At 50.0% G+C, this 19,511-nt stretch carries 21 protein-coding genes; 13 read left to right on the forward strand and 8 right to left on the reverse strand.

Annotation, left to right across the window (positions count from 1 at the left end):
- Positions 1-631 precede the first annotated feature (631 nt).
- Positions 632-787 carry a type II toxin-antitoxin system HicB family antitoxin gene (locus tag FTO68_RS02405; protein ID WP_255331810.1) on the reverse strand — a complete coding sequence of 52 codons (156 nt, stop codon included), beginning with the start codon at positions 785-787 and terminating at the stop codon, positions 632-634.
- 166 nt (positions 788-953) lie between these two features.
- On the opposite strand from FTO68_RS02405, the gene FTO68_RS02410 reads away from it, so the two are divergent.
- Together FTO68_RS02410 and FTO68_RS02415 are read left to right on the forward strand one after the other, a co-directional pair.
- The gene (locus FTO68_RS02410) at positions 954-1,127 is read left to right on the forward strand and encodes a hypothetical protein (RefSeq protein ID WP_255331767.1); all 174 of its coding nucleotides are present in this window, start codon (positions 954-956) and stop codon (positions 1,125-1,127) included.
- 229 nt (positions 1,128-1,356) lie between these two features.
- Positions 1,357-2,772 carry an ATP-binding protein gene (locus FTO68_RS02415; RefSeq protein ID WP_255331768.1) on the forward strand — a complete coding sequence of 472 codons (1,416 nt, stop codon included), beginning with the start codon at positions 1,357-1,359 and terminating at the stop codon, positions 2,770-2,772.
- 65 nt (positions 2,773-2,837) lie between these two features.
- On the opposite strand, the gene FTO68_RS02420 is transcribed toward FTO68_RS02415, so the two are convergent.
- Positions 2,838-3,806 carry a phosphotransferase family protein gene (locus FTO68_RS02420; RefSeq protein WP_255331769.1) on the reverse strand — a complete coding sequence of 323 codons (969 nt, stop codon included), beginning with the start codon at positions 3,804-3,806 and terminating at the stop codon, positions 2,838-2,840.
- A 128-nt stretch (positions 3,807-3,934) separates the two neighbouring features.
- Positions 3,935-4,132: a type II toxin-antitoxin system HicB family antitoxin gene (locus tag FTO68_RS02425; protein WP_255331770.1), complete on the reverse strand. Its 198-nt coding sequence runs from the start codon at positions 4,130-4,132 to the stop codon at positions 3,935-3,937.
- A 154-nt stretch (positions 4,133-4,286) separates the two neighbouring features.
- Between FTO68_RS02425 and FTO68_RS02430 the strand changes: the two genes are divergently transcribed.
- The 9 genes from FTO68_RS02430 (at position 4,287) to FTO68_RS02470 (ending at position 10,498) form a co-directional block, all read left to right on the forward strand.
- Positions 4,287-4,424 (forward strand): hypothetical protein, encoded by a 138-nt coding sequence (locus tag FTO68_RS02430; RefSeq protein ID WP_255331771.1) that lies wholly within the window; start codon positions 4,287-4,289, stop codon positions 4,422-4,424.
- Between the two features lie 324 nt (positions 4,425-4,748).
- Positions 4,749-4,952 (forward strand): hypothetical protein, encoded by a 204-nt coding sequence (locus FTO68_RS02435; RefSeq protein ID WP_255331772.1) that lies wholly within the window; start codon positions 4,749-4,751, stop codon positions 4,950-4,952.
- Positions 4,930-5,241 (forward strand): hypothetical protein, encoded by a 312-nt coding sequence (locus FTO68_RS02440; RefSeq protein ID WP_255331773.1) that lies wholly within the window; start codon positions 4,930-4,932, stop codon positions 5,239-5,241. Before FTO68_RS02435 ends, FTO68_RS02440 begins: the two co-directional genes overlap by 23 nt.
- A gap of 396 nt (positions 5,242-5,637) precedes the next feature.
- Positions 5,638-6,522, forward strand: coding sequence for a hypothetical protein (locus tag FTO68_RS02445; RefSeq protein ID WP_255331774.1), 885 nt, complete (start codon positions 5,638-5,640; stop codon positions 6,520-6,522).
- A complete protein-coding gene (locus FTO68_RS02450; protein WP_255331776.1) occupies positions 6,509-7,261 on the forward strand; it encodes a hypothetical protein in 753 nt (250 codons plus the stop codon). Before FTO68_RS02445 ends, FTO68_RS02450 begins: the two co-directional genes overlap by 14 nt.
- 347 nt (positions 7,262-7,608) lie before the next feature.
- Positions 7,609-8,115, forward strand: a complete 507-nt coding sequence (locus FTO68_RS02455) for a hypothetical protein (protein WP_255331777.1) — start codon at positions 7,609-7,611, stop codon at positions 8,113-8,115.
- Positions 8,116-8,303: 188 nt separating this feature from the next.
- Complete coding sequence (locus FTO68_RS02460) at positions 8,304-9,119, forward strand: hypothetical protein (RefSeq protein ID WP_255331778.1); 816 nt, start codon at positions 8,304-8,306, stop codon at positions 9,117-9,119.
- Between the two features lie 485 nt (positions 9,120-9,604).
- Positions 9,605-10,330, forward strand: coding sequence for a hypothetical protein (locus FTO68_RS02465; RefSeq protein WP_255331779.1), 726 nt, complete (start codon positions 9,605-9,607; stop codon positions 10,328-10,330).
- Positions 10,331-10,498 (forward strand): hypothetical protein, encoded by a 168-nt coding sequence (locus FTO68_RS02470; protein WP_255331780.1) that lies wholly within the window; start codon positions 10,331-10,333, stop codon positions 10,496-10,498. It begins immediately after the preceding gene.
- 118 nt (positions 10,499-10,616) lie between these two features.
- Here FTO68_RS02470 and FTO68_RS02475 read toward each other — a convergent pair whose 3' ends face one another.
- From FTO68_RS02475 to FTO68_RS02490, 4 genes are all read right to left on the reverse strand, one after another.
- Positions 10,617-15,131 carry a response regulator gene (locus FTO68_RS02475; protein WP_255331781.1) on the reverse strand — a complete coding sequence of 1,505 codons (4,515 nt, stop codon included), beginning with the start codon at positions 15,129-15,131 and terminating at the stop codon, positions 10,617-10,619.
- 185 nt (positions 15,132-15,316) lie between these two features.
- Positions 15,317-15,718: a DUF3467 domain-containing protein gene (locus tag FTO68_RS02480; protein ID WP_255331782.1), complete on the reverse strand. Its 402-nt coding sequence runs from the start codon at positions 15,716-15,718 to the stop codon at positions 15,317-15,319.
- A gap of 37 nt (positions 15,719-15,755) precedes the next feature.
- Positions 15,756-16,307, reverse strand: coding sequence for a helix-turn-helix domain-containing protein (locus tag FTO68_RS02485; protein ID WP_255331783.1), 552 nt, complete (start codon positions 16,305-16,307; stop codon positions 15,756-15,758).
- 75 nt (positions 16,308-16,382) lie between these two features.
- Entirely contained in the window at positions 16,383-16,682 is a 300-nt protein-coding gene (locus FTO68_RS02490) for a hypothetical protein (protein ID WP_255331784.1), read from the reverse strand.
- 195 nt (positions 16,683-16,877) lie between these two features.
- Here FTO68_RS02490 and FTO68_RS02495 point away from each other — a divergent pair, with 195 nt between their 5' ends.
- Positions 16,878-17,567: a LiaF transmembrane domain-containing protein gene (locus FTO68_RS02495; protein WP_255331785.1), complete on the forward strand. Its 690-nt coding sequence runs from the start codon at positions 16,878-16,880 to the stop codon at positions 17,565-17,567.
- A gap of 69 nt (positions 17,568-17,636) precedes the next feature.
- On the opposite strand, the gene FTO68_RS02500 is transcribed toward FTO68_RS02495, so the two are convergent.
- Positions 17,637-18,566 (reverse strand): mechanosensitive ion channel family protein, encoded by a 930-nt coding sequence (locus FTO68_RS02500; protein WP_255331786.1) that lies wholly within the window; start codon positions 18,564-18,566, stop codon positions 17,637-17,639.
- A 227-nt stretch (positions 18,567-18,793) separates the two neighbouring features.
- Between FTO68_RS02500 and FTO68_RS02505 the strand changes: the two genes are divergently transcribed.
- A complete protein-coding gene (locus FTO68_RS02505; RefSeq protein ID WP_255331787.1) occupies positions 18,794-19,504 on the forward strand; it encodes a hypothetical protein in 711 nt (236 codons plus the stop codon).
- The last annotated feature ends 7 nt before the right edge of the window (positions 19,505-19,511 follow it).

Consider the following 19,511-nt stretch of genomic DNA (forward strand, 5'->3'; position numbering starts at 1 on the left):
CATACGACTGCCCATCCTTTCGCAGCCTGAATAGTTACAATAGTTTCATCCGTGTTTCATGGCGTATTGTGTTCGTCTCTCCCTCACGTGCCATAGAATGGAATACTCCGCAGACGATTTGAGAGTTTACATGGGGGATAATAGATTCTAAAGGGAAGATGATGGAATCATTCCATCGAAGAAGTCAGATGAAGTCACAGGTGAAGTCACAGGTGAAGTGACAGGTGAAGTTACAGGTGTAGTCACAGGTGAAGTCAAACGATACTCTCGCTTGTATATGGTCGCTCTGAGAAAAGGAGATAATCCGACAGGATCGATAGATTCCAAGAGTCTCCGATATATGTCACTTTGGATGGGTTGCCAGTATTCGTAAAATAGCGCATCTCTGTAATCTCATTGTAAATGGAGAGATAATAAGAAGAGACTATCGTCCCAACAAAGGAACAATAGCGAATATAACACTGCAAAATACTCTCTTGAAACTTAAATAACTTCTCTCAGGTCAGATTGAGATCTCAATCCAATGTCGTGTGTCAATGGCGGTGTAAAAATGCTCACGTGTGGCGGTCTGAAAGTGCTCACCTTTTGAGCGAACAGATGAGTGTAACCTGATGAGGGAAAAGATCCTATGTCAATCAGGAGTGGCAGAACAATCCTCAAGATACAACTCAATGGCCTCCTTTGCCATCTTTATTGCCTCCTCGATGGTCTCCCCGAAGGTGACGCAGCCGGGAAGCGTTGGCACGGTGATGGTATACCCGCCTTCTGACTCTTTTCGGAGGAGGATACGTTAATTCAGGTTTCTGATCATAATTCACCCTTACATGTGATGGTACATTACCGATCTTACCGATGATGTATAAAGGAGATCCGTCCTGATAGCATCCCAATTACGTTCATAAAAGTACCCGGAAAAGTACCCGGATAATTACCCGTAAAATTGTGGCTATTATATGCATAACCCCACAGTGAGCGAAGGAAGATCAGCGGGTGCCAGGGAAGAAGCCAGGGTGATAACTAGGGAAGAAACGAGGGGGATAACCAGGGAAGAAACCGGAGAGAAGATCATCACGCTGATACAGACAGATTCTTCTCTCACAGTGAAAGAGATTGTAGAGAGGCTATGAATCCCGTATACTCTCTGGTTGCACATTGGGTATTTTTATTCCGACACACCAGGGGAATTTTATCCCGACGAATTTGGGTATTTTTATCCCGACGAAACTGGGGAAAAGCACACCAAAATTGAGACGAATACTTTCACCGGATTATAACCCATCAAAATCAACAATTTTCAACGGGTTACAACCCATCGAAAACATACCTTTATGCTGGGTTACAACCAATCAAAATATCATGCCCCTCCTCCCTCCAACCCCAACTTCCTCCGGCAACCCCGGCTCCAACCGGCCTCCGGGCTCTTCTGGCGCCCCTCCACCCGCTGGCACTCCTCCGCTCCTTGATATCCTTGCCGCTCAAAACCCCTGGTGGAGTGGGCGGGATTTCTCAGCGCAGGCAGGTATCTGCCGTGACCGCTACTTCAAAAAGATCCGGGCATATTACGACTCCGGCGAGATCGTGGTCATAAACGGGGTGCGGCGTTCCGGCAAGACCACCCTCCTCATGCAGATGATCCAGGACTTAATCAATGAGAGGGGGGCCGATCCGCGTTCGATTCTCTTTGTCAACTGTGATGAGCCTGCAATTGCACAGCTTGCGAATCCGCTTGAAATGGTGCTGGATACCTATCGGAAAGAGGTATACAGCCGGGAGGGTGCAACCCTCGTCTTTGATGAAATCCAGACAATTGAAGGATGGGAGCGGTGGATAAAGGCCGTCTATGATCGGAAACAGTTCAGGCTGGCTATATCGGGCTCATCCTCCTATCTTCTTGACTCAAAGGTATCACAGCTGATCAGTGGCAGATACCTCTCTTTACACGTCTATCCACTTGATTTCTCAGAGTATCTCCTCTTTCACAACATTGACGGGATAGCCGATCCTGTTACACTTGCCAGCAGAAAATATGAGGTTCTGGAACTTTTCCATCGATATCTCTATGAAGGCGGGTTTCCGCAGACAGCCCTCCGGGAGGACGAGCTGGTCAGGGAGGATCAGCTCAGGGCATACTATGACAGTATCGTCTACCGTGATATCATCCGGGAGAACGACGTGAGAAACCATCGGGCATTGGGTGATCTTCTGGCGTACCTGATGGCGAATATCACGTCCCCATACTCATACCGAAAACTGGTTGATCTCCTCGGTATTGATCCGGAGACCATCAAGGAATATATACGATATGCAGAGATGGCACAGATCCTCTTTGAGGTCCAGTTCTTCAGCTACTCGCTGAATGTGCAGGCACGAAACAACAAAAAGATCTACTGTATCGACAATGGACTCAGGAACGCAGTATCGTTCTCATTCTCAAAAGATACAGGACGCTGTGCCGAAAATCTTGTCTATATAGAACTGCGTAGGCGTGGGTATACACCCTATTACTGGAAGAATAACGGTGAGGTGGATTTCGTCCTGAAGATGAGAGATGCCAGCGTAATGGCGATCAATGTCACGTACACCGATCAGATTCACCAGCGTGAGACAGACGCCCTGCGTGAGTTCGCAGAAGAGTTTGGATCGAAGGTGAGCCGGTGCCTGCTCCTCACAAAGGATACACAGGGAACTGATGGAATGATTGAGTATATCCCACTCTGGAGATGGCTGCTGGAGGGGGATGATTACCTGGGAAGAAACCAGGGAAGAAACTAGGGTGATTACCTGGGAAAAACTAGGGAAGAAACCAGGGAAGAAATGGCAATGAGGCTTTGAATCAGTTATATCGTTATCGGGTGGTCATCCCTATAGTACGTCCTCTGGTTTTCTCCGAATTCAAGATACCAGAGCGGCACATCCGATTCAAAGCCATCATGGTCACGCCAGATCGTTTGAATTGTCTTCTGGGATCGTTCAATCTGGTCGGTGGTGCCGGTGCGGATTGAGTAGCGATATGACCAGACGGAATCTGCAACGATGCTCATTGCAACATATAAGGCGTATCTCCTCCAGAACGAATTCGGAATGCATCCCCCGAAATACCCGTCGATCTGCCCTGCAGAAAACGGAACGCTGACATTCCGTGAAAAGTGTGCCACCTTATAGAAGTCGTGGATAGGATCTCCCCAGTCGTAGCGGTTGAAATCGATCACACCGGCGAATGATCCATTTTGAATAATAATGTTGCCGGGATGATAATCATCGTGCTGAAATGTCGATTCGACATTCCTCATCAGATCCATACCTGATTCGATGTACGCCTGGATAGTATCAGGATCAACACCATGTGGCATCGTCGTACACTCGTCAAGCGACCGGAGGTAGTATGAATGTTTCCGTGTTTTCACCTCATGCCACCCCGGATACCATGCAGGCGCTTTCATGGCATGCATTCTTTTCAGCTCTTCTCCGGCAGCAACGCCTATAGAATACTGGATGTCGTTTGAAAGATCAGGCAGGCACTCCTCCGCATTCATCCCCTCGATGAAGTGTAAAACCATGAAACAGAGCGTATTGTCTTTGGATGTTCCGAAGCATTGCGTCTTTGGAATTTTATCCGAATAGTGCCTGAGATCCCCAATAACGTTGAATTCGGTCTGCTTTCTACAGATGGTCGCATCATCGGCCTGACTGGTGATCCGGAGGAGACGTTTTTCGCCGCTCTGCAGGCTGAGAACGTATTTCTGCTCATCAGAATAGCCTTCCTGGATCCTGTCCACATTCACAAATCCGGTAAGCCTATGCACCATTTCACGTATTTTTTCAAATGAATCCATGGTTTTATTGGTAACTAAATAATCTTCTGAAAAATTTAAATTTGCCCTGTATCCTGCCATAGTGTGTAGATAAGGGGCTCAGGTCCCTGTCTCATCATGTATTAATGATCATCTTTACGATAATCAGAATTAGCAGCACAATCCTCAAGATACAGTTCGATTGCCTCTCGTACCATTGTTATTGCTTCCTCGATGATCTCTCCGAAGGTGACACAGCCGGGAAGCGTTGGAACGGTGACGGTATACCCGCCTTCAGGCTCTCTTCGGAGGAGAATACGATAATTCAGGCTTCTCATCATAATGCACCCTTGCATGTGATGGTACAATATCGATCGTACCGATGATGTATAAAGGAGATCCTCCTGAAAGCATCCCAATTACGTTCCCAAAAAGTACCCGGATAAGTACCCGGATAAGTACCAGGATAATTACCCGGAAAATTGTGGTTATTCTATGTATAACCCCACAGTAAGGGAAGGAAGATCAGCGGGTAATAGGGAAGAAGCCAGGGAAGAAACCGGAGAGAAGATCGTCACGCTGATACAGGCAGATTCCTCTCTCACAATGAAAGAGATTGTGGAGAGGCTATGAATTCCGTATGCTCTCTGGTTGCACATTGGGGATTTTTATTCCGACTAATTTGGGTATTTTTATCCCGACATAACAGGGGAATTTTATCCCGACGAAATCGGTGAAAAGCAGACCAAAATTGAGATGAATACTTTCATCGGATTATAACCCATCAAAAACAACACTTTTCAACGGGTTACAACCCATCGAAACATACATGTATGCCGCCTGTTTCCGCCCATTTCATTGTCCTCCATCTGCCTCACCAAAACGTGATCTGCCTCTGCCCCACCCCCACTTGCCGCGTGCAACATTGTAAATATAATAAATACTTACAATAAGTGTATGGCTGCAACGAAAAGGATCCCCGTCTCGGAAGGAGTATGGGCGGAGATCTCTGAGCTGAAGTACCCCGGCCAGACCTTCGACGACCTCCTCTCTTCTATGGCAGAGCAGGAGAAAAAACGCCGTTTCATTGAGGATATGGATCGCATCGAGGCCAACGGGGATTTTGTGGAGTTGGACTTTGACGTTTCGGATACTGATTGACAAGAAGACCCTTGCGAGTATCCATAGCCTGAGTGAAAAGAGCCAGTGGATAGTTAAGGAGAAGCTGAAAACCCTGCAGGAAGATCCATATCCCGGAGCTGGCGGCAGCGGAACCCGCAGTAATAGCGACAAAGAACGCCTATATGTTCACGGGCGTGAAGATACCTATCGGCTTCACATCAGCCGGACATTCACGGCGTTCTATCGCATCCATGAACCGGAGAAGGAAGTCCATATTCTTGCCGTGATGTCGATCGAGCAGGCTCACAAACGGTATGGTTGGTTCTGACTTCTTTCAGCTCTCAAAGGGCGGGTCTTTTCGCCAACTGATCTTTTCACTTGTATACGCCCACTGAAATGTGATCCGACCATTTAATTTCGATCCGCGTCTTCCATCCCCTCTCACCTCCCACACACACTACCCCCTCTCCCCTAACCCAAATTCTTTACTTCAATTATCACTGATACCTTTATTATACTATCACTGAAATGCGATAATCTCTATCATTCCAATTATCACTGATACATTTATATGGTTATCGCATTATAGTGATAGCATAACAGCATGATAACCAGCGACGAGGATCAGATACTAAACCATATAAAGCGTACACTGGAGCTCAGTGATAACGCATCCATTACATGGGATGTTCTGGTTTTGGAGGGATTCCCGTTCAGAGCAGATATGGTTATTGAGGATTCATCGAAAAAATACATCATAGAGATCACGCCCAGGCTCTCCATCGATACCATCGGACGTCAGGTGATCCTGAAAAAACTTCTGGGCTCGACAGAACCCGATATAAAAAACATGGAATTTATCATCGCCAGCAAGCTGATACCTTCGGAGATCGAGAAGATTGCCAACTCCTGTGACATCCGGATCATCACATTACCATACCGTTCAAAGATCGACACAAAAAATGAAAAATCAGATATACGCCGGATCGAAAAGATCAGCTCCGCAAAGTCCTGGAGGATCGTGACAACACTCCTCACCTGTAAGGGGACTTCCATCCGGCAGCTCGCCATGAAAGCGAACGTCTCGTACGGTTGGGCTCATGCTACCGTGAAGAGCCTGATTGCGAAAGGGATTGTCATTGGAAAGAACGATATCCAGATCAACGATTTTCCCAAACTGCTCAACGGCATCGCCTGGGAACGCCCATTTGAGAAGTTATTTTATGATGAGAGAGTTCTCCCGGAGACTGATGCTACCTTAGCTGCACAGACGATCACACGTATGTGTGATTCCCAGAATGTCGGGTGCGGGTTCACGGGTTTTACGGCAGGAGGGATCTATACACACTATGGGTTCCGCCATGACTCGGTATACGTCTATATCCAGAAGGAACACCTCGATCAGTTCCTTGATTCATTTGAGACTGCAAATGTGCAGGGAATTAATGTAAGGGTATACAAGCCGGATCGGGATGTCTTCTCTGATACACGAAAAATAGATGATATCCGTCTTGTATCACCGGGACAGGCTCTGCTTGATCTGGCTGGGATGGGCTATGGTGGCCGTGACCTGACCTTGCGACTCGTGGAGGACTATGCCAGCTTATGAAGTTCCCCGTTCTCTGATCGAAGCGTCTTTAGCGGAGCTCGCAGCGATCTATCGCTGGGTTAATGATCGGGAAGATCCTAACAATCCTGTCACGGTTCTGATCGGAGGATGGGCAGTGTACTGCTATAATCCGTGGTATGGGTCAATCGATATTGATCTGGTTACAAATTCGAGAACAAGACAGCATCTTATGCGTCATCTGGTGGAGACCTGTGGTTTCATCAGGAGGCGCAATCCTCCGTTTCGGAACAGTATTGTGAAGGTCACTCCTCAAAAAGGCGAGATCATCATCGACTTCATCTCACGGGATGAGAGGAATTGTTTCGAGGGCCGGAATGAATCCTGCCCGATGACTCTGCTGAATGGCAGAACAATTGAAATAGCACTATCTACGGATTCACCTGTCACCATCCCTGAACGCACGCTTCTGTTGCTCTTAAAGGTGAAAGCTGCATGGGATCGTGCATACAGGCTACATCAGCACACCTCAGACAACGAAGACTGGGAGAAAGGCAAGCTCAGGAAAGATCGGGCGGATATCCTCTCCCTGATCGATCCTCATCATGGGGGGAAGGAACTTGATCTTATGTATCTGGGTTCAATGATGCAGGAATATCCGTTTCTTTTAGAGGTGCTTTCAATAATCCCTCATGACCGGGATGCCATCCAGATGTACGGACATATGGATCGGGAAGCTGTACACAATATGATTGAGGATCTTCTCAGCCTTATCAGATAATTGGCTGGCGTGATAAACCCTCTCCAAATGAATCCGAATTTCTGAATGTACCCGCTTTTCCAGGAATGGTCCCCCGGACCCCAAACACCTCCTCTCCCTTCCCCCTCCCCATCATATTTGCTTTTCACGATATTCACTTTTCACGATATTCATATCTCACGATAGTTGATCTCGACGAATCACGATCTTCCCTTCTCTCCCCCTCCCCTAATTCCCCACAAAAACACTCCCGGCCCGCAGACTCCGCTCAGCCCCATTGCCATTGTCTCCGACATATGATGTGCCGGAGCAGGGGGGCGGGCTGCCTCTGTGTGCAGAAGCCCCCCGCCCGGCAGGAGCCACCACTAATGGCAGTAGATTTCGAACAGATACGAAACAACAAAACAGCGGTCCGGAACCTCCCGGCACCGCTTGCAGATACCGCGGCCCTTGAGGCTGTGGTCGGATCAATCCTTGCAGACAACCCCTTCGGCTGTGTCGCCTATGAGTCCGGCGGCGAGACGATCCCGGGCGTGGTCCGGGGCCGCGAGCAGTATACTGCCCGGATCGTGTACCTGGACGGTGACGGCAAAAAAGTCGGTGCAGCCACCGTCACTGCCGGGACAACCGCCGGGATGAATGCAGCAGCTGATGCTGTCCTCGCAGATGCCGCACTCACAGGAGCCGTCGGCGGCACCCCGCAGCGTGATGCGAATAAGGATTCCTACTCGTGCCAGCTGAAGTGCCATGATCCAAACGGCGAGACCTATACGCTCACGTTTGGGAGAAAGGCCGTCCGGCTCACCGGCTACGAGGATGACGCGATCCTTGATGCCGTCGAGGACTGGGCAGACACGGTTGTGTCACTGAGCTGAAGCATAAGAGATCTCAATAGACTGAACTGAGGAGATCTTTTCCTCCTCATTTCATTTCCTCTTCATCTCTTTCCTCCTCATTTTGACTGGCATCCCTCCCCGATCAGCGTTCTTCATTCAGACGATGGTGGGGGTGTGCTGGCGACTGGATGGGAATCCTTATGCAGATGGTGATCGATTGAAGTAGAATGGCAAACGGCACTCCACCATCTCCCCCACCAGCTACAATCCTCTCCTATGCCAGAACTATTCCAAAATCTATTTTTTTGCTCTATCTCATCTTTCTGGCAGTTCTATTCAGCCTTTTACTCTGTTTTCAGTATGCGATCATCCATGTAATTCCAGTTGAGTTCACCCTCCGGCATATCTACCTCAATGTGAACGATCCGAACCTCACGTCCATGTTTCTCAGCAATTACATGCATAATCCCCTGGACTCCTCGCATATCACGAATAATCTCTATTCGACCTATCTTCTGATCATCTGCATCTTCATTCTCGGTACAGTCATTCTGCCGGCCCTTGGATCTCCGATGCCTCCGAAATTCTTTCCTGCGACATTCCTCGTATTTCTCCTGGCACTTCCGTTCTCTATCTCAGGAATCTCGATATTGTCCGCCCCTGTCATGGGAAAAGAGTGGTCTTCGGGATTCTCCGGGATTACCTATGCATTCCTTGGCCTCTTCTTCTTCCTGATGCTCTCACTTGTGTATCGAAGAGTACTCAAGCGCAGATCGGATATGACCTCCCGGTCGATGTTTCTTCTTTTTTCTGGAACCTTTCTGACACTGACCCTTGTTATCTGCCAGATCTTCTCTGAGCTGCATCTGGGATGGGTGAATGTGTATGCCCACCTCGGAGGATTCCTCCTGGGCCTTCTGATCCCTTCCCTCATGGCCCTCGTATTGACAGCTCAGAATCACAGGCAGGCGGCAGTTGCAGGGATATTCATTGGATTAACTCTACTCACCCCATCGTTTTTCTGGCTTCTTATGCCGGTCTGATCCAAAATTCAAGGGTATTTGTGACCGGAACGATCCTCAGTCCGGGTTTGAAGATTCCCAAAAGGACAAAAACCTCCCAAAAAAAACTCTATGGGGGGTTAGTACATATGACGAATATGACGAGTATGAAAGATCATACAAAATGTTTCTGAAACAGGAAAGATAGAGTATCCACTCTTCTTTCTCTTCTTCTTCAGACTCCTGTGTTCTGGTTTATTTGAGGATATATATTAAGGGAAGCTGTCCGGTCTGAAAGTGTTTTTTTTGTATTTTCTCCATTCTTCTCTCCCCGTATGAACGATCATACTCATCATACAGATCATACTCCGGATAGGTACTAGAGCTTTTTTTTCTTTGAGGTAACCTGACCCGGAGAAGCTCTCTTCACGTGAAGCGTTCTCTCGCCACCATGTAACCCTTCCCGATAAAACACTCACAGACCGCACGGTAAAGATAGATACCCCTGGCTGGATTATCTATTCTGCATGGAATCACTTGCTTCTGAAAAGATGGCATACCAGCTGACTGGATTAATGCCACAGATGACCAAAAAGACAACCGTCCGGCATTCTGAAACAGAGATGATAGGGGTTCGCCCGGAAACATCATGCAGATCCCAGCCTTCCTCCTCAGCAGGGAACGGATACTCCCTCCCCCCTCAGAAGGGGCGGTACCGGGTCACCTTCAGCCTTATCCCTGCCCTTGCAGAGCCCATTGAGCACTACCGGAAGAATGGAGGCAATCCCTCAGCCCTTGCCTCCCGCCTTCTCTCCCTCTACTTTGAAGGAGGGATCAGAGTGGATGATGAATATGCCCGTTTCTCCTTTCTGGAAGCAAAGATCGAAGAAGAACAGGCCGAGCTGAACCGCCTTTCTGCCCTCGTTGTGTCAGCTCAAAAGAGAAAGGAGGAGCAGATGAGGAAAGAGGCGGCGATACAAGAGGAGCAAAGAACACTGATCCGGGCCGAGTTTGCTGATGCAACCGACAATCCACATGGATGGAGAACCGACCTGAGGATCGACGGCTTTGACCCGGATGCGGTCATCCGGAGCCGGGCACAGTCACTCTCCGATCGGCTCGTGGTACCAGTATCCGGGGTGCTTGGAATGATTGCTGAGGAAGTTCCGGGGCTTCTCAGAGTGAAGGGGGATGGAGCAGGGATGGGGCTGACATTGGAAACAGGAATAGAGAAGAAAGGAGGTGTGATCTGAATGGCATTTGATCTTGTACTTGATCTCCCCGATGAGTTGCTCCCGATGATAAATGCGTATGAGGGAGAGGGGGGATCTGCATCAGACCTCATCAACCTTCTCCTCACTGAATACTTCACCCGTGAATCCCATGGAGAGGATAGAGAAAAATGCCTGGATTCTGATTAAAACCTTGGAAAATACCCGGTTCCCACTCTTTTTCTTTTATCGCCCTGATGACTCCAAAATACGCACAATTCACCTGTTATTCCTTTCTCTACTCCCGGAAACATCCTGACCAGAAACCTTAGGCGACCCTGAATCCACCTGCTGGAACCGAAATCTCAAACCGTGCCCCCTCGCCATACACTCCGGTCTCGGAGATGGCAATCCCCGTGATCGAAAGGATCTCGCGTGAGAGGAAAAGCCCAAGGCCGGTATTCTTCCCGACTCCCTTATCGAATATCCGCTTCTTCTGTTCATCCGGGATGCCGGGGCCGTTATCCTCCCAGATGATGATGAGATCAGAATCACGTTCCTCACACCGGATACTGACGCAGTCTGCCCCCTCGGCGTGCCGGATGGTGTTATCGTAGAGGTTATGGAGAACCTTTTCAAGCATCGGATCGGCATACACAGCGAACTCCCCACAGTCATGTTGGATCGGGAGCTCTGAATCATCGATCGCCTCAATGAGAGGTGATAGCGGTTGCCAGGTGGGGGCGTGAACACCGAGGGTCTGATAAACCTTCGTAAAATCGATCTGTGTCTGGATGGCAGTGGCTGCTTTGTCTGCTTCAGAGAGATACCTGGAGAGTCTGGGATCGTGAATCTCAGGCATGGCCAGATCGAGGTATCCCTGGAGTGTCATGATCTTGTTCAGGATGTCGTGCCGGGTGATGCTTGAGAGGAGCTGGAGCTTTTTGTTTGCAGTCTGTATTGCCTCTTCTGCTGCTTTTCGTTCGGTAATATCCCGTGCCGCCGCATAAATCAGGTTGCCTTTTGGATGAGAGCGCCACTCGATAGAGCGGTACGATCCATCTTTACAGCGGTAGCGGTTGGTGAAGTTCAGGACATCTTCGCCCTGCCCGAGACAGGCAATGGTATCGAGAGTGGCCTGCATATCATCGGGATGCACAAATTCAAGGAACTTCCGTTTATTCAGCTCTTCTGTTGAATACCCAAGAATAGCGCTCCAGGTCTCATTGATCTTAATGAAGTTCCCCTCAAGATCAGCGATGCAGAGCAGATCAAGATTGACTCTGAAGAAGTTTTCCAGTTCCTCTGACTGCGTTTTCTGCTCGGTGATGTCGATATTGGTTCCTGTCCAGCGAACAGGCCTTCTTTCTGCATCCCTTTCGATGTCGCCGCGGGTAAGTATCCAGCGCCAGCTTCCGTCCTTGTGGCGGAGGCGGTGCTCAACCTCGTAGCTTTTTGTTCTTCCCTCCAGGTAGTCGTTCACTGCCCTCTCGATACGGGAAGCGTCATCAGGATGCCAGAGGCTCTTCCAGCCAGAGAATGTATTCTCTATCTCATGATCATCATACCCCAGCATGCTCTTCCACTGGTGCGAGTAGAACACCCTGTCATTGATCATGTCCCAGTCCCACAGCCCTGCCCCTGTCGCAGCGATCGCACGGCTGAAACGCTCTTCATTCTTCCGGATCGCCTCCTCTGCCGCTTTCCGGTCGGTGATATCGCGGTGGATGGCGAAGATGTACTCCTTCCCTGCTATGGTCCCACGCCGGAGATTGATCTCGCTCCAGAAGAGGTGGCCGTCCTTGTGCCGGCAGTGCCAGTCGAAGATCTGTGGCTCGCCGGAGGCAGCTTTTTTGAGAAACGCTATGCCCGTCTCCTCCGTGAATGGCGGCTCATTCGAACTGATGGCTGATATCTTCAGGCCCACACTTTCGTCAGGTGTGTACCCGAACAGCTCCTCCACTGTGGTATTGGCATAGACAAACCGAAATGTCGAGATATCATGGATCCAGATTGCATTGTTCACGGAGTTGAAGATCTCGCGGTATCGCTGTTCGCTCTCCCGGAGAACAGCTTCCGCAGCTTTTCGTTCGGTGATGTCCTCGAAGAAGGCAACGAAGAGATTCCTGCCTTCAATGACGATAGCTCCAGCGTGGATATCGGCATAGAAGACTGTTTTGTCTTTGCGCAGGCATGGAATGTCCGGAGCCAGCGTCTTCTCAGCCCGCACGAGCGACTCGAATTCAGACGCCACGCTCTCCAGCGACTCCTCCGGGTGAATATCCGGCACCCCAAGCCCTGCCAGTTCATCTTCTGAGTATCCCAGCATGCTGCAGATGGCGGGGTTGGCATACAGGAATTGTTTTGTCCCGGCATCTGCCACAAGGATTCCCTGGGGGCTCCCCTCAAAGAGTACCCTGAATCTGTTCTCTGACTCAACCAGCCTCTGTTCCGCAGCTTTCCGTTCGGTGATGTCCCTGACAATGGCGAGAAATGCATCCTGGTTACCATAGCGGACCAGACCCGTTGAAATCTCGACAGGATAGATTGTGCCATCCTTGCGCTGATGAACTGATTCGAAAAAGAATCGCTGCCCCGGCTCCCACTCCCTCCATTTACGGATGATCTCATCTTTGGGAGGGTTCAATCTGCTACTCTCCGGATGCCCGTCAAAAATAGTGCGTTCAAGCCACTCCTCTCTGGAATAACCTGATTGAATGCACGCCATCCTGTTGATATCCAGAATACGCCCTTGCGGATCATGAAGATAGACGCCTTCCATCGACTGGTCAAACAGGGAATGGTACCGCTCCTCGCTCTCCCTGAGCGCCACTTCTGCCGCTTTCCTGTCGGTGATATCGAGAATGATTCCATCGCCAATGATGCTCCCATCCGGTAATTCTTTCAGTGCCGACTGGATCTGCACGCATCGTATCGTGGAATCTGGCTTCTGGAACCGTACTTCAGATATGAACGGATCAAGGGTCCGAATTGCCATCTCTTCGGCTTCAATCAGTTTTTCTCTGTCCTCATCCAGAACAAGGCCATACACCTTCTGCACATCATCAAGCGCCTCTGCCTGTGTAATGCCAAGAATACGCTCTATTGCGGCGCTGACGTAGATGAATCTACGATTGCCTGCCGGATCTGTCACAATCCGGTACACAATGCCGCCGGGGATATTATTGCTCACCGTCCGTAGCTGCTCCTCCCTCTCCTCAATCGCACGTCTGGTATCTTCAAGCTTCTCCAACTGTTGCCTGAGCTCCTCCTCGGCAGCGGTGAGCTCTTCGTTCTTCTGGAGAAGCGCCTCCTCTGCCGCTTTTTGGTCCGTGATGTCGAGTGAGACATTCGCCATAAAGAGGGGAGCCCCTGTCTTCTCATCCCTGATCCCAAAGCACTGGGCATGTACATCGGTCAGGGCATTGGTCATGAGATTGCGGTATTGCAGGTTGCCTTCCCAGGTGCTTTTCTCAATGAGAGCAGGAAGAAGCTCATTCTGAACCAGCTGCTGTAGTTTCTCCGGAATGACATCCCAAATGAGGTGCTGTTCCACATTATCGGGTGAGATGCCCAGCATCCTGGAGCCTGCTTCGTTCAGAAAGATCATTCTTCCATCAGCCGAGGAGAGGTTTATCAGCTCAGATGAGTATTTAACGACCAAAGCGAGCTTTCGCAGCTCCTCCTCTGCCGCTTTCCGGTCTGTGATGTTGGTGATCATCGCAAAGGAGCCCTGGTACACGCCATCTGCATCAATAATCGGGGTGAGGGCAACCTGTGCCCAGAGGCTGCTTTCATCCCTCCTGATGAAGCGCCTCTCAAAGTGCTCAACCTCTCCTCTCCGCACACCGGCTTTTCTCATTTCAACGTCCGCCTGTTCATCAGGAGGGATGAATGAGTTAGCATCCATGCCGATCATCTCGTCCGGTGAGTAGCCGAGCATCTCCGCCATCTGGCGGTTCACATAGGTGATCCGAAACAGCGGGTCCAGTTGCCAGATCCCTTCAGCCGAGGTATCGACGATCCGGCGGTACCGCTCCTCACTCTCCCGGACTGCCTTCTCCCCCAGTTTCACATCGGTGAGATCATGGAACGATGCAACCGACTGTCGTGTACCGGGGATCATCCCGACGGTGAGAGATATCTCATGAGCCTCGCCATGGCGATTGAGAAACGTGAACTCGTACCTGGTGGGCGCATCCGCCCCCTCCTCCCTCCTGGCACGGTGGTGTGCAAGCATACGGTCGAGATCGGGTTTGCTGACAAACTCCGTCCAGCTTCTGCCGATCAACTCTTCCTGTGAATACCCGGAAATCTCCGCAAACGCACTATTTACCAGCGAGATGCTGGTATCCTCCTCAAGGATCACGGTCGGCGCTTCGGTATGTTCAAATATTGCCCGATACCGCTCTTCACTCCCCTGCAGAGCTTCTTCCCCCCGCTTCCGGGCGACGGCATACCGTACCTTATTCGAGAGTTCGGCAAACTGCGATTTCGGGTCTCCTCCTTTCTGGAGATAGAAGTCGGCGCCTTCATTCAGCGCCTGGATGACGACCTCCTCCCGCCCTTTCCCGGTGAAGATGATAAACGGAGTCTTATTCCCGATCTTCCTGAGATATCTGAGGAACGAAATACCATCACATTCCGGCATCTGGTAATCGGAGATGATTGCATCAAAGGAATCCTGAGAGATGATCTTCAGGGCATCATGGGGATTATCACAGGTGGAAACTGAATAATTGCCGGTCCGCTCAAGAAAGAGCCGGGCTATCTCAAGGAGGGCGGGCTCGTCATCAACATACAGGAGGGAGATCCTCGGCTCATCTGCTGCCGGGGTGGGCATACTTTTCCTTTTTTTTGTGATATGATATATTCATTGGTAAGAAACCCCTCCTCCTCTCTCCACTCCACACAGTATGCATGATTACACTCCTGCCAAAATCTGATCGTATGCAGGGTTACACTCCCTCGAAAAGAAAAGATACTCCTGAGACAATGCTTTTGTCAGCATTGGCCTGTTTTTACTCCTCAAAGCTCCCTTTCCTGCTCCTTCTGAGGAGTATATGCCTCCATTCTTCCTTCAGAATGGAGCTTCTCAAGGATCTCCGGGATTGCTGATGCGAGTTTCTGTGCAGCCGAGTGCGACATAAAGATCCGGGTGCCTTTGATCTTCATTCTGCCATCCTCTCCCCTGATCCCCGGCATCTCCAGGAAATCTATTGAGATATCCCGGTGGCTGGCCTGCACATAGGCGAGATTTGAATAGGCGCTGGATGAGATATCGATGACCGGATCCTCCTGATTGAATGTGTAGAGCCTGCTGAGATCGAGTGTTGTTCCACCATCACCGGTCTGTCTTATTTCTTTTTTCAGGGCCTCCCCTTTTACCCTCTCCTCTCTCAATTCTTCTCCTCTCTTCTTCTCAGTCATCTCTTCCTCCTGCCGAATCTGCTTTCCTCTCTGGCTATCATACAATCACGGAGATGAGAGTATGTCTCCTTCTCCTCTCCTCAGAATCATCGTCTGTGATGATGCCCTGCCCTGTTTTCCACCCATCTGAGGTGGCAATCGCCTTTGGCTCGTACTCTTCCCTGAGCCTTGAGTTGTAATAATCGGCAACTGCCATATCCATGCAGCCTGTTCCATCCCGATCATCCAGCATTGCATATGCAAGGAAGGAGAGTGCGGCAAACTTCTTCGACTCCACCCGTACTCTGTAGACCGGATGTTTCCCCTCGACACTTTTCTCGATCAGCCCGAGTTTCATCAGCTTTTTGAGGATAAGATAGATCGATGCCTCGGATTTTCCGGTGATGTCTGCGAGATATTTTGGCCGGTAATCCATTGTCGGATCGGCAACCAGCTCTTCGACTACCTTTGCGATGGCAGTATCTCCAAACAGTCCGCCATAGGGCTCATCAAGATATATCTCATCATCCTGTGAGAGTATCGGGGGGCTATTATTTGTATTCCCGGCAGCCTCTTCCAATGTATCGGTTTTCTTCACTCTCTCCATCATCTCTCCCTCCTCTCCCGACTTCTGTATGTAATGTAGGATTTTGACACTAAATAATTATTGGTATCCCTTAAAAGATTAGATTTTCTTCCAGTGCCTGTGGTGGGGCACCTCCACATCATAGTATGTCATCCATCGATCAGCCCATGGAGTATCAACCAGTTTTATCACTTTCCTGCCATTTCCCATCTCTCCAATGCGAATCCTCTCAACTCCCATACTTTTGATGAACGCCTTTGCAGTGAAGCCATTCTTTTCGCATTTTCGCTCACAGTCTGAAATCCTTCGAATAGCTCCACGCTTCTTCAGCCATCCAGGAAAAATAGCTCCGGCAAGCCCGGGATCCGGTCCCTCTGGATAATTATCAGATCGGTTCAATGTGTTCAATTAGTTCTTTTGGAGAATTATCTGCTTTGTTTTCGTTCCGTGAGAAGCAAATGAACATTCTCATGATTACCCTACGCCTTCATGGAATTGCTCCTTCACATCCAGCACCTCTCACCCGCACATTTTTATCCTGCCGCCCCCACAATCCTCTATACCAGCTACACAGCAGATATACAGGTGATACCCATGAAACGCATCTCCTACCAGCTTATCATCGGCACAATCCTCCTCATACTGGGTGTGCTCCTCCTCCTCAGGGCAGCCGGCATCTACGATACCGGGGAGCTGCTCATCTATGCACCCTCATTAATCGTCCTCTTTGCAATCATTGCCCTCATTAAAAGCGGCTTTCGCTCCGTATCGGGCCCCCTCATCCTGATCGTCATCTTCGGCACAATCCAGCTCGTCATCCTCGGGCATGCCTCGCCTGATGTAATCCTCCCGGTGATCATCATCGCAGTCGGGCTCGGCTTCATCTTTAACCGGATCAGGCGGCCATCCATCAGGGAGCGAGTCACCGACAAGGTCGAGATGATGGCAGTCCTCGGCGGTGTTGAGAGCCGGAATTCCTCTAAATCATTCCGGGGAGGGGAGATGCTCGCCATCCTCGGTGGTGCCGAGCTCGATCTCCGGGACGCACAGGTCGATGATCCGCCCGCCGAGATCCAGGTCTTCACTCTCTTTGGCGGAACCGGGATACGGGTGCCTGAAGGCTGGAATGTCCGGATGACTGTGCTCCCGGTCCTCGGCGGTGCAGAAGACGAACGGCGGCGGCCGGGTGCCGCAGGAGAAGGTGCAGACAAAGAGGGGTACGGCCAGCCGGATCTCATCGTCTCCGGCTTTGTCGCATTCGGTGGAGTCTCGGTGAAGGATTAAACTTCATCCTCCCCTCTGAAGCGTGTCAGTATCCTTTCCTCGGGAGGGCACTCTCCTCCCACCTGAGGATCACGGCTGACCTGTCAGCTGTATATTCAGGCTTTCAGATGCAATTGTAATATCCTGTTCACCTTCAAATGCCTCGATGATGAGGCGGTTCAATTCTGATCGTACTGCACGGCGTTCCCGGGCATAGGTTACAAACCGGACCGAGAGGAGAATCCAGTTATCAGTCTGGGTGATGTACACAGCAGGAGAGATATCCTTCTTTGGGAGGAAAAATTTCTCTCCAATCTTCTCAATCTCCTTCTCAGCAATCTGTGAGATCTCGCTCGTCTCCTCCTCGGCAATACCGGTGAGGATCCTAACTGCCCGTCTCCAGTCACTATCGTTTGTTACCGGGACCTGGATCTCATCCCAGAGGAAACTATGATCCCGGGTGAAGTTCTGAACAGATTGCGTTACTATCTTCCCGTTTGGAATGATGATCAGGCGTCCGGTTGGCTGATCTCCTGCAACCCACTCCCTGATCTCCATCAGGGTCGTGTTCATGATCCCGATATCCATGACATCACCATATCTTCCGTCAATCTCGATTCGATCGCCGACTGAGTATGTGCCGGTGAGCAGGATCGTCAGGCTCCCCGCGAAATTTTTAAAGAAATCCTGAAGTGCAATGGCGATACCTGCACCAATAATGCCAAAAAAGACTATGAGTGCCTGAATATCGCTTACCCAGATCATCGCAATTGTGGCAAGGATCAGGACAAGTTCAATGATAGATATCAGCTTGGTTGCAGTATACCGGGAGCGTGAGTCAGTGATCTTCCTCCGGATCAAGCCGTCAAGCACAATACTCAGTATGAAGTATATGGCGGTGATCCAGAGCAGGGTGGTAAACAGTTGTGCCAAAAGCGGTGAAGGAAACACATGATCGGAGATGAATAGTGCAATGGTTATGGTGATACATACACAGAGGATGATATAGCTCTTCTTCATCTAAACCTCCTATAGGAGCTGCTTACTTTTGATAGTGACTACATTACTATAAAAAGTCTCTCTATAAAATGAGGCACAGGGAGAATCCGTTCGAAGGACTCCCCTGGCATCCTCAGTTGGAATTCATCTCTGGCTCCATCATCGGTACCGGACTGTTGCTACGTATCTTAGTTTCATGTCTTTTATTTGAAGACCGCCCATATACCAATGAGCTGGTGAATGCCACTATGGAACAAACAGCATTCAAACGATTCAAAAGCGAAATCGGACACTTCTTCCGGGTGTCGATCTTAAACATCGCCTTTGCGGCAATCCTGATGGCTTTTGGGCTGACGGTCATTGTAATGGAGGTGGTCTCGATGTATGAGACATTCACAACCGATCTATACCTGATCTACTCCCCGGTTGTTCTCTTTGTTGCCATCTGTGCGATGGCAATCGGATTCTCCTGGATAGTTACCAGTGCGAGAATTCTTGAGGGTGTCGAGGAGATACAGGATGATCTCAGGAAACTCGAAAAGGAGGAGAGATGGGAGCGAAAACCAAATGCACAGCTCCATGAATCATCCCTGGAACCCGGCATCGGGGACGAGGATCTCACACGTCTCATCGTCAGGATGCTCTCCCATTACCGGGATAACCACGCAACCATCAACCGGATGATCTATGTCTGCATGCTCGGCAGTGTGACAATCTTCCTCCTTGGAACCCTTGCAAGCCTTGAGTTCTTCCAGGTCACCTCAACAAGCCTCACCTTCACAATCGGCCCGGATATCCTGCTCCTGCCATCCCTCCTCATCACGACAGCGATCGCCTTTGTAAGCCTGATCTCTTCGATCTACTTCTACCGGTTCTCAAAGGTCTGGGATGAGCGGATCGGCGAGATCGATCAGGCAGCGGCTCTCCTGAATACGGCGCTGGAGAATGATGGACAATGATCCGGGG

This window comes from Methanocalculus taiwanensis (genome assembly GCF_024372745.1).
Taxonomy (GTDB): domain Archaea; phylum Halobacteriota; class Methanomicrobia; order Methanomicrobiales; family Methanocorpusculaceae; genus Methanocalculus; species Methanocalculus taiwanensis.

Coding starts and splice junctions, on each gene's coding strand:
- FTO68_RS02430 (WP_255331771.1), top strand. CDS start 4,287: ATGTATAACCCCACAGTAAGGGAAGGAAGATCAGCGGGTAATAGGGAA.
- FTO68_RS02435 (WP_255331772.1), top strand. CDS start 4,749: ATGGCTGCAACGAAAAGGATCCCCGTCTCGGAAGGAGTATGGGCGGAG.
- FTO68_RS02450 (WP_255331776.1), top strand. CDS start 6,509: ATGCCAGCTTATGAAGTTCCCCGTTCTCTGATCGAAGCGTCTTTAGCG.
- FTO68_RS02465 (WP_255331779.1), top strand. CDS start 9,605: ATGGAATCACTTGCTTCTGAAAAGATGGCATACCAGCTGACTGGATTA.
- FTO68_RS02425 (WP_255331770.1), bottom strand. CDS start 4,132: ATGATGAGAAGCCTGAATTATCGTATTCTCCTCCGAAGAGAGCCTGAA.
- FTO68_RS02485 (WP_255331783.1), bottom strand. CDS start 16,307: ATGATGGAGAGAGTGAAGAAAACCGATACATTGGAAGAGGCTGCCGGG.
- FTO68_RS02455 (WP_255331777.1), top strand. CDS start 7,609: ATGGCAGTAGATTTCGAACAGATACGAAACAACAAAACAGCGGTCCGG.
- FTO68_RS02505 (WP_255331787.1), top strand. CDS start 18,794: ATGGAACAAACAGCATTCAAACGATTCAAAAGCGAAATCGGACACTTC.
- FTO68_RS02410 (WP_255331767.1), top strand. CDS start 954: ATGCATAACCCCACAGTGAGCGAAGGAAGATCAGCGGGTGCCAGGGAA.
- FTO68_RS02480 (WP_255331782.1), bottom strand. CDS start 15,718: ATGACTGAGAAGAAGAGAGGAGAAGAATTGAGAGAGGAGAGGGTAAAA.
- FTO68_RS02420 (WP_255331769.1), bottom strand. CDS start 3,806: ATGGTGCATAGGCTTACCGGATTTGTGAATGTGGACAGGATCCAGGAA.
- FTO68_RS02415 (WP_255331768.1), top strand. CDS start 1,357: ATGCCCCTCCTCCCTCCAACCCCAACTTCCTCCGGCAACCCCGGCTCC.
- FTO68_RS02475 (WP_255331781.1), bottom strand. CDS start 15,131: ATGCCCACCCCGGCAGCAGATGAGCCGAGGATCTCCCTCCTGTATGTT.
- FTO68_RS02495 (WP_255331785.1), top strand. CDS start 16,878: ATGAAACGCATCTCCTACCAGCTTATCATCGGCACAATCCTCCTCATA.
- FTO68_RS02460 (WP_255331778.1), top strand. CDS start 8,304: ATGGCAAACGGCACTCCACCATCTCCCCCACCAGCTACAATCCTCTCC.
- FTO68_RS02445 (WP_255331774.1), top strand. CDS start 5,638: ATGGTTATTGAGGATTCATCGAAAAAATACATCATAGAGATCACGCCC.
- FTO68_RS02500 (WP_255331786.1), bottom strand. CDS start 18,566: ATGAAGAAGAGCTATATCATCCTCTGTGTATGTATCACCATAACCATT.
- FTO68_RS02470 (WP_255331780.1), top strand. CDS start 10,331: ATGGCATTTGATCTTGTACTTGATCTCCCCGATGAGTTGCTCCCGATG.